Origin of the sequence: Streptomyces sp. NPDC000151 (assembly GCF_040301705.1) — a bacterium.
Lineage (GTDB): Bacteria > Actinomycetota > Actinomycetes > Streptomycetales > Streptomycetaceae > Streptomyces.
Genome location: NZ_JBEPFC010000008.1, coordinates 104,882 through 111,685, shown reverse-complemented (window position 1 = coordinate 111,685; position 6,804 = coordinate 104,882). Strand labels below are relative to the sequence as shown.

Genomic DNA, 6,804 nt, shown 5'->3' with positions numbered 1-6,804 from the left:
GGGAGCCCGCGGCCCCGGACGTGCCCGCGGCGGGCCGGCCGGTGATCGCGGTCGCGGGCGGCGCCGCCTTCACGTTCTCGTACGCGGAGCACGCCGAGCTGCTGACGGCGGCGGGCGCCGAGGTCGTCACGTTCGACCCGCTGCGTGACGAGAAGCTGCCGCCGGACACGGCCGGGCTGGTGATCGGCGGCGGGTTCCCCGAGGTGTACGCGCCGGAGCTGTCGGCGAACGCACCGCTGCGCGCCGAGGTCGCCCGGCTGGCGGCCGCGGGGGCGCCGGTCGCCGCGGAGTGCGCGGGCCTGCTGTACCTGTCGCGGTCGCTGGACGGCAGGCCGATGTGCGGCGTGCTGCCGGCCGACGGGCGGATGTCGGAGCGGCTGACGCTGGGCTACCGGGAGGCGGTGGCCATCGAGGACAGCGCGCTGGCGGCGGCCGGGACCCGGGTGCGCGGTCACGAGTTCCACCGCACGGTGCTGGAGCCGGGCACCGGCGAGCGCCCCGCCTGGGGCTTCGTCCGTCCCGAGCGCCGCACCGAGGGCTTCGTCCAGGGCGGCGTGCACGCCTCGTACCTGCACGTGCACTGGGCCGCCGAGCCGTCGCTCGCGCACCGGCTGGCGGCGCGGGCCGCGGCGTGGGCGGCGAGCGCCTGATGCGTGCGGCGGCGTCCCTGTTCTCAGCCCGCCAGGCCGACCACCAGCCACATGAAGCCCACGCCGGCGGCCGTACAGCCCAGCGTCGACAGGGCGGGGTGGTCGTGGTGGGCCTCGGGCAGGATGTCGGAGGTCGCGAGGTAGAGCAGGACGCCGCCGAAGAAGCCCAGGTAAAACCCGAGCGGCTGCTCCGGCAGGGTGACGGCCAGCGTGATCGCCGCGCCCGCGAGCGGCGCCACCGCGTCCGCGCCGAGCAGCAGCAGCGCCTTGCGCCGGGCGTTCCCGTAGAGGCTGGCGATCGTGTACGTGTTGAAGCCGTCGGCGAAGTCGTGGGCGATCACGGCGAGCGCCACGGCCACCGCCATGTCGCTGCCCACCTGGTACGCGGCGCCGATCGCGAAGCCGTCCATGAGGCTGTGCACGACCATGGCGGCGGCGGCCGTCAGCCCCACCTGCGGGACGCGCTCCTCCGGGTCCATGCCGTGCGCGGCCTTCCGTACGGCCAGCAGCCGTTCGGCGGCGTGCGCGGCCAGGAAGCCCAGTACGAAGCAGAGCAGCGCGGCGGGGACGCCGAGAAGCCGTACACCGGCCGCCTCCAGGGCCTCCGGCAGCAGGTCGAGGCCGACGACGCCCAGCATCAGGCCGCCGGCGAGGCCGAGGATGAGATGGCGGCGGTCGGTGACCCGGTGGGCGACCCAGCCGCCGATGAGCGTCATCAGGAACGCGCCGACCGCGATGACCACAGGCACTGTCTCGCCCCTTCCGCCGCCGTGCCCGGAGGTGTACCGGTGCCGGTACCCGTGTCACCTGCTTAACGATCCCCGGCCGGTCCCGCATGTCCGGCTCCGCCCTGCTGAAAGGACCCGCCATGCCCACTGAGCGTGAAGCGGAAGGCTCCGGGCGGGACCTGACGGTGGGGATCGGCGCACGGCCCGGAGTACCGGCGGAGGAGCTGACGGCGCTGGTCAAAGCGGTGCTCGCGGAGGCCGGGCTGCCGCTCGCCGCCGTGCGCGCACTGGCCACCGTGGACGCCAGGGCCCGGGAGCCGGGGCCGGTGGCCGCGGCGGCGCTGCTGGGGGTGGAGCTGTGGTCGTACCCGGCCGCCGTGCTGGCCGCCGTGCCGGTGCCGCATCCCTCGGGCGCGGTGCTGGCGGCCGCCGGGACGCCGTCCGTCGCCGAGGCCGCCGCGCTGGCCGCCGCGGGTCCGGGCGGCACGCTGGCCGTGCCCAAGCGGAAGTCCGCGCCGGCGGACGGCGGCGCGGCCCGGGCCACCTGCGCGGTCGCCCGCCGCGCCGCACCGCACGACAGCAGCACGCATCCGACCGTACGCACGCACGAGGAGACGCCGTGACCACCCTGCCCGACCTTCGCCACCACGGGGACGCCGAGGTACGCGGCGCCGCGGCCGGCCTGACCGACCTGGCCGTCAACGTCCGTACGGGCACCCCGCCGGCCTGGCTCAAGGCCCGGATCGCCGCGTCGCTGGACGGGCTGGCCGCGTACCCGGACGGCGCGGACGCGCGCGCCGCGGTCGCCGCCCGGCACGGGGTCCCGGCCTCCCGGGTGCTGCTGACGGCCGGGGCCGCCGAGGCGTTCGTGCTGCTCGCGCGGGCCGTGCGCGCCGCGCGTCCGGTCGTGGTGCACCCGCAGTTCACCGAGCCGGAGGCGGCCCTGCGGGACGCCGGGCACACGGTGCGGCGGGTGCTGCTCACCGAAGAGGACGGCTTCCGGCTGACTCCGGAGGCGGTACCGGAGGACGCGGACCTGGTGGTCGTCGGCAACCCGACCAACCCCACCTCCGTGCTGCACCCCGCGGAGGCCGTGGCGGCGCTGGCGCGGCCGGGCCGCACGCTGGTCGTCGACGAGGCGTTCATGGACGCGGTGCCGGGCGAGGCGGAGTCCCTGGCCTCCCGTACGGACCTGCCGGGCCTGGTGGTGCTGCGCAGCCTCACCAAGACCTGGGGGCTGGCCGGGCTGCGCATCGGGTACGTACTGGCCGGCCCGGAGATCATCGAGGCGCTGGAGCGGGTCCAGCCGCTGTGGCCGGTCTCCTCGCCCGCGCTCACCGCGGCGGAGGCGTGCAGCGGCCCGGAGGCGCTCGCGGAGGCCGCTGAGGCGGCCGGGGCCATCGCGGCCGACCGGGCGTACCTGATCGCGCGGCTGGGCGAGTTCCCGAAGGTCACGGTGGTGGGGCCGGCCGAGGGGCCGTTCGTGCTGATCCGGCTGCCGGACGCGGCGGGCGTACGGGAGCGGCTGCGGGAGCTGGGCTTCGCGGTCCGGCGCGGCGACACGTTCCCGGGGCTGGGCGCCGAGTGGCTGCGGCTGGCGGTCCGGGACCGGGACACCACCGACCGCTTCGTGACGGCGCTGGCGAAGGCGGTCTGAGGCCCTCTCCGGGGTTCTGGGGCCTCCGGCGGCACAGGAGGCACACGCCCGGGTGACGGCGCCGCACGGTCGGCGGTATGTCCGTTTCGCCGGGCAGGGCGCGGGTACTGCGATCCAGTCGTCCGCCGTCAGAGTCCGCCATGGGGGGCTCCTTGTCCACCGCCGCCGCGCGCCTCTTCGAAGCGCCGCTGTCCGACGCCTTCCGCCTCGCCGACGCCTCGACCCGGGGCGACCTCTCGGCGGCCCGCGCCCAGATGGGCTTCTCGCTCGCCTGGCACATCGTGCTGGCGTGCCTCGGCGTCGGGCTGCCGCTGCTCACGCTGGCCGCCGAGTGGCTCGGCCGGCGCACCGGCGACCCGGCCGTCCAGCTGCTCGCGCGGCGCTGGGCCCGCGCGATGGGCGTCCTCTTCGCCGTCGGCGCGGTCTCCGGGACCATCCTGAGCTTCGAGATGGGCCTGCTCTGGCCGGGCCTGATGGGCAGGTTCGGGCAGGTCATCGGCCTGCCGTTCGCCCTGGAGGGCATCGCCTTCTTCATCGAGGCGATCTTCCTGGGCATCTACCTGTACGCGTGGGACCGGCTGCCGCCGCGGCAGCACATGCTGACCGGGCTGCCCATCGTGGTCGCCGGGGTGGCGTCCGCGTTCTTCGTGGTGTGCGCGAACGCCTGGATGAACCAGCCGCGCGGGTTCACGGTCCATGGCGGGCGGGTGACGTCCGTCGACCCGTGGGCGGCGATGCTCAACCCGGCCGCGCCGCCGCAGACCGTGCACATGATCCTGGCCGCCCTGATGGTCGCCGCGTTTCTCACGGCGAGCGTCTACGCGGTGGCGCTGCTGCGCGGCCGCGACGGCCGCTACCACCGCACCGGCTTCTTCCTGCCGCTGTCGCTCGGCGCGCTGGTCACCCCGTTCCAGCTCGTCGTGGGCGACTGGGCGGCGCGGTTCGTCGCCGACTACCAGCCGGTGAAGCTGGCCGCCATGGAGGGCGTGTACCGCACGGCCGACCACGTACCGCTCACGCTCGGCGGGATCGCCGGTACGGGCGGGCTGCAGTACGGGCTGGAGATCCCCAGCGGACTGTCGCTGCTCATCGGGTACTCCCCCGGCACGGTCGTCCAGGGCCTGGAGAAGGTCCCGCGCGCCCAGTGGCCGGCCGTGACCGCCGTCCACCTGGCGTTCGACGTGATGGTGCTGGCCGGGATGTTCCTGCTGGCCATGGGGGTGCTGCTGGCGGTGGCGTGGTGGTGGCGCCGGCGTACGGGCGCCGCCGGCCTCCTGGAGGTGCGCGGCATGCGGCTCTACCTGTGGCCCGCCGCGCTGACCGGTCCGGCCGCCGTGGTGGCCCTGGAGTGCGGCTGGGTCGTCACGGAGCTGGGCCGCCAGCCGTGGGTCGTGCAGGGCGTGATGACCGTACGGGAGGCGGTGAACCCGGCGCCGGGCCTGATGAACGGGCTGTGGCTGGTCCTGGTCGTGTACGCGGCGATGACCGTGGCCACGGTCTACGTGCTGCGCCGGCTCGCCCGGGAACGGCCGGTACCGGCCGCCCCGCAGGAGAGCGACGTGCAGCGGTCACCGGTCGTCTGAGGGGACGGGCCATGCTTGCCGACACCATGCTCGCGGTCATGTGGCTGGGGCTGACCTGTTACGCGCTCTTCGGCGGCGCGGACTTCGGGGCCGGCCTGTGGGACCTGCTGGCCGGCCGGGCGGGCCCCGGGCGGCCCCGGCGGTCCCTGATGGAGCACACGATCGGGCCGGTGTGGGAGGCCAACCACGTCTGGCTGATCTTCGTGATCGTGCTGCTGTGGTCCGGGTTCCCCGGCGTCTTCGCGGCCGTGCTCTCCACGCTGTACATCCCGCTGACCCTGGCGGCGCTGGGGATCATCGCGCGGGGCGCCGCCTTCGCGTTCCGCAAGGCGAGTACGGAGCTGTGGCAGCAGCGCCTGTTCGGCGCCTGCTTCGCCGTCTCCTCCGTCGTCACGCCGTTCTTCCTCGGCACGGTGGCGGGCGGCGTGGCCTCCGGGCGGGTGCCGCCGGGCCTGGCCCGCGGCGACGTCCTCACCAGCTGGCTGAACCCCACCTCGGCGCTGGGCGGCGTGCTCGCCGTGCTGACCTGCGGGCATCTGGCGGCCGTCTACCTGTGCGCGGACGCGGCGCGGGAGGGCGACGCGGGGCTGGTGCGGTGGTTCCGGCGCCGGGCGGTGGCGAGCGGACTCTTCGCCGGTGTCGTCGCGCTGGTCGGCATCGCCGTACTGCATGCGGACGCGCCCCGGCTGTTCCACGGGCTGACCCACCGGGCGCTGCCGCTGGTGATCCTCAGCTCGTGCACGGGCGTGGCGGGGCTGGCCGTGCTGCGCCGCCGCCCGGCCGCGGCCCGCGTGCTCGCCGCGCTCGCGGTCGCGCTGATTCTGTGGGCGTGGGGCGCCGCGCAGTACCCGGCCGTGCTCGTACCGGATGTGACCGTGGCGGGCGCGGCGGCGCAGCCGTCCGTGCTGACCGCGTGCCTGATCTGCCTGGCGGTGGGCGCCGTGCTGCTCGTGCCGTCCCTGTGGTGGCTGTACGCGATCTTCCAGCGTGCGGCTCCCGCCGCCCCGGAGCGGGCCCACGAAGAGGCCGGGGGCGGCCCGTGAGCAGCCGCGCTCCCCGTCCACCATCCGGAACCCCGTTGCTCCGTACACGTAAGGTCGCCGTAAGGTGCCGACGTGACGAACGAGCAGACGAACCAGAAGGCGGCGTCCGAGGGGCCCGCGCCCGCCGCGCCGCACGCGCCGGGGACCGGCGACCTCCCCGCCTCCGACCGCGCCGCGCGGCGCGCCGTCACGCTCTTCCCGCTGCTCGTGATCGTGGCCGGGCTGATCGGCCTGGTCTGGCCGTCGCACTTCACCGGCTGGGCCCCTTCCGTGCCCTGGCTGCTCGGCGTCGTGATGTTCTCGATGGGCCTCACGCTCACCGTCCCGGACTTCGCCGCGGTCGCCAAGCGGCCGTGGGCGGTCGGCCTGGGCCTGGTCGCGCACTACGTGATCATGCCGGGGCTGGGCTGGCTGGTGGCCACCGTGCTGGACCTGCCGCCCGCGCTGGCGGCCGGCGTGATCCTGGTCGGCTGCGCCCCGAGCGGTACGGCCTCCAACGTCGTGACCTACCTCGCCCGCGGCGACGTGGCCCTGTCGGTCTCGGTCGCCACCGTCTCCACCGTGGTCGCGCCCTTCGTGACCCCGCCGCTCACGTATCTGCTCGCCGGGCAGTTCATGCATGTGGACGCCGGGGTGATGGTGACCGACATCCTCAAGACCGTGCTCCTGCCGGTGGTCGCCGGGCTGCTGGTCCGGCTGGTCGCGGGCCGCTTCATCGGCCGGGTGCTGCGCGCGCTGCCGTGGCTCTCCGCGCTGACCATCGCGGTGATCGTGCTGGTCGTGGTGGCGGGCAGCGCGGCGCAGATCAAGGACGCGGCGGCGCTGGTGCTGCTCGCGGTGGTCCTGCACAACGGGCTCGGCCTGGCGCTCGGCTACGGCGCGGGCACCCTGGCCCGGCTGGGCCGCCCGGCGAGCCGGGCCATGGCCTTCGAGGTCGGCATGCAGAACTCCGGCCTGGCGGCGTCCCTGGCCACGGCCCACTTCAGCCCGGCGGCGGCGCTGCCTGCGGCGGTCTTCTCCGTGTGGCACAACATCTCGGGCGCGGTGGTGGCGGCGTGGATGGCGCGCCGCGATCGGATGAGCGCAGGCGCGTAGCCTCACCGCCAGGGCGCCGGGGTGGCCGGGGAGCGTTTTCGGCTACCT

General features: G+C 75.5%; 6 protein-coding genes and 1 pseudogene. 6 read left to right on the top strand and 1 reads right to left on the bottom strand.

The window, feature by feature from the left end; all coding sequences use genetic code 11:
• Window positions 1-650, top strand: a pseudogene (locus ABT381_RS04945) (cobyrinate a,c-diamide synthase); the annotation flags it as partial.
• A 23-nt stretch (window positions 651-673) separates the two neighbouring features.
• Here ABT381_RS04945 and ABT381_RS04940 read toward each other — a convergent pair.
• Window positions 674-1,366, bottom strand: a complete 693-nt coding sequence (locus tag ABT381_RS04940) for a ZIP family metal transporter (protein ID WP_467754774.1) — start codon at window positions 1,364-1,366, stop codon at window positions 674-676.
• A gap of 152 nt (window positions 1,367-1,518) precedes the next feature.
• On the opposite strand from ABT381_RS04940, the gene ABT381_RS04935 reads away from it, so the two are divergent.
• The 5 genes from ABT381_RS04935 (at window position 1,519) to ABT381_RS04915 (ending at window position 6,756) form a co-directional block, all read left to right on the top strand.
• A complete protein-coding gene (locus ABT381_RS04935) occupies window positions 1,519-2,001 on the top strand; it encodes a cobalamin biosynthesis protein (protein WP_351587764.1) in 483 nt (160 codons plus the stop codon).
• Entirely contained in the window at window positions 1,998-3,035 is a 1,038-nt protein-coding gene (gene cobC / locus ABT381_RS04930) for an Rv2231c family histidinol phosphate aminotransferase CobC (RefSeq protein WP_351587761.1), read from the top strand. Before ABT381_RS04935 ends, cobC begins: the two co-directional genes overlap by 4 nt.
• Before the next feature lie 188 nt (window positions 3,036-3,223).
• Window positions 3,224-4,618: a cytochrome ubiquinol oxidase subunit I gene (locus ABT381_RS04925; RefSeq protein ID WP_467754775.1), complete on the top strand. Its 1,395-nt coding sequence runs from the start codon at window positions 3,224-3,226 to the stop codon at window positions 4,616-4,618.
• Between the two features lie 11 nt (window positions 4,619-4,629).
• Window positions 4,630-5,661: a cytochrome d ubiquinol oxidase subunit II gene (locus ABT381_RS04920; RefSeq protein ID WP_351587755.1), complete on the top strand. Its 1,032-nt coding sequence runs from the start codon at window positions 4,630-4,632 to the stop codon at window positions 5,659-5,661.
• A 72-nt stretch (window positions 5,662-5,733) separates the two neighbouring features.
• Window positions 5,734-6,756, top strand: coding sequence for a bile acid:sodium symporter family protein (locus ABT381_RS04915; protein ID WP_351587752.1), 1,023 nt, complete (start codon window positions 5,734-5,736; stop codon window positions 6,754-6,756).
• The last annotated feature ends 48 nt before the right edge of the window (window positions 6,757-6,804 follow it).

Coding starts and splice junctions, on each gene's coding strand:
- ABT381_RS04920 (WP_351587755.1), top strand. CDS start 4,630: ATGCTTGCCGACACCATGCTCGCGGTCATGTGGCTGGGGCTGACCTGT.
- ABT381_RS04935 (WP_351587764.1), top strand. CDS start 1,519: ATGCCCACTGAGCGTGAAGCGGAAGGCTCCGGGCGGGACCTGACGGTG.
- ABT381_RS04940 (WP_467754774.1), bottom strand. CDS start 1,366: ATGACGCTCATCGGCGGCTGGGTCGCCCACCGGGTCACCGACCGCCGC.